The sequence below is a fragment of the Legionella tunisiensis genome (genome assembly GCF_000308315.1).
Classification (GTDB): domain Bacteria; phylum Pseudomonadota; class Gammaproteobacteria; order Legionellales; family Legionellaceae; genus Tatlockia; species Tatlockia tunisiensis.
Genome location: NZ_CALJ01000308.1, coordinates 1 through 1,630 on the forward strand (window position 1 = coordinate 1; position 1,630 = coordinate 1,630).

Genomic DNA, 1,630 nt, shown 5'->3' on the forward strand with positions numbered 1-1,630 from the left:
TTATTAAGGGCAGTTGACAATTCGTTAGCTTGATTGCATAAGCGCTAAGATAGTAGAAATGTCAACAGCCCTTAGGTTTGATTGTGTTAGGAGTTATTATGGAATTTGTTAGCCGTTATGTTTCTCATCAGCCTGATGCCCAAGGTTTGGTATCTTATCCCGCTGAAGAGCACCGTATCTGGCAAATTCTTTATGAGCGTCAAATGAAAATTATTCCAGGGAGAGCCTGTGATGAGTTTATACAAGGTTTGCAAAATCTTGGTTTGACTGCTGAACAAATTCCCCAATTACCTGATGTGAGCCGTCGCCTTCAAGCACTTACGGGTTGGCAAGTAGCCCCAGTTGCTGCGTTGATTTCAGCGCGTGAATTCTTTGAATTATTAGCTGAGAGAAAATTTCCAGCAGCAACTTTCATTCGTTGTGAAGAAGAAATTGATTATGTGCAAGAACCTGATATTTTTCATGAAATATTCGGGCATTGTCCTATGTTAACTCACCCTGTTTATGCTGATTTCGTTTGCAACTATGCCCGCAGGGTCTTGGAGTTGCCGGAAGAAGAATGGCCTCTTTTACAACGTCTATTCTGGTTTACGGTTGAGTTTGGTTTGATTAAAACACCACAAGGGCTCCGGGCTTATGGCGGTGGTATCTTGTCTTCAATTAGTGAAACCGCCTACAGTGTTGAGAGTGATGTAGCAATGCGCGTGCTCTTTGATCCGGTCGTTGCTTTTCGTATGCCTTATCGCATTGATATGTTGCAACCAGTCTATTTTGTGATCGACGATTACAAAATTTTGTATAAATTTGTAGAGTCTGATATTAATAAGCTTATTCAACGCGCAAGAGAATTAGGTGAATACCCACCGCTTTTTCCAGTGGATAAAGATAATCCCAACATTCATATTCTTGCTTGTTAAAAAATTAATAACGCTTGAGTGTAGCGTTTTAGTTTGCGCTAAATGTATAGCGATAAAGGTTTTAGATGGTTATGCTTTTGGTCATATCAGAAGATAATTTAAGAATTGATGGTACAAAGGAATGATTAAAATCAGTTCTAATTGTAATGACTGGTCAGTCTTGTTAATATCGGAGCATATCTCATGTTCATTGGCGATACGGTCAAGGAGCAACGCTTGATTAAAGTTCTAATTGTTGATGACCATGCTCTGGTGCGGATGGGGATTCGACGATTATTAGAGGATTTACCCGATGTGGATGTAGTTGCTGATGCAGAAAGCGGCGAACAAGCATTAATGTTGGTTAAATCTCATAAACCTGATGTGGTTTTACTCGACATGAAAATGCCGGGAATTGATGGCTGGGAAGTAACTAGACGGCTCAAGAAATCGAATCCGCAAGTAAAAGTCATTGCTGTCACTGCTATGTGTACTGAGCCAATGCCTACAAGAGTTCTGCAACTTGGTGCTATGGGTTATCTGACAAAGGAATCTGGTGCCGAAGAAATGGCTGCAGCAATCCGCAAGGTAGCGAAAGGAGAAAAATATTTAAGCGCCGAAATTGCGCAGAAAATGGCAATTAACAGTTTGGAGGCGGTACAAGACTCTCCTTTTGATTTGTTGTCTGAACGAGAAATGCAAGTGATGTTGATGATCACGAGTGGTATGACTGT

At 40.8% G+C, this 1,630-nt stretch carries 2 protein-coding genes; both read left to right on the forward strand.

Going from position 1 to position 1,630, the window contains the following annotated elements; translation table 11 throughout:
- Positions 1-98: 98 nt before the first annotated feature.
- Positions 99-917: a phenylalanine 4-monooxygenase gene (phhA, locus tag BN58_RS18525; RefSeq protein ID WP_019218106.1), complete on the forward strand. Its 819-nt coding sequence runs from the start codon at positions 99-101 to the stop codon at positions 915-917.
- Between the two features lie 216 nt (positions 918-1,133).
- Positions 1,134-1,630: two-component system response regulator LetA (gene letA / locus BN58_RS18530; RefSeq protein WP_026069607.1), on the forward strand; the 497-nt coding region annotated here is incomplete at its 3' end.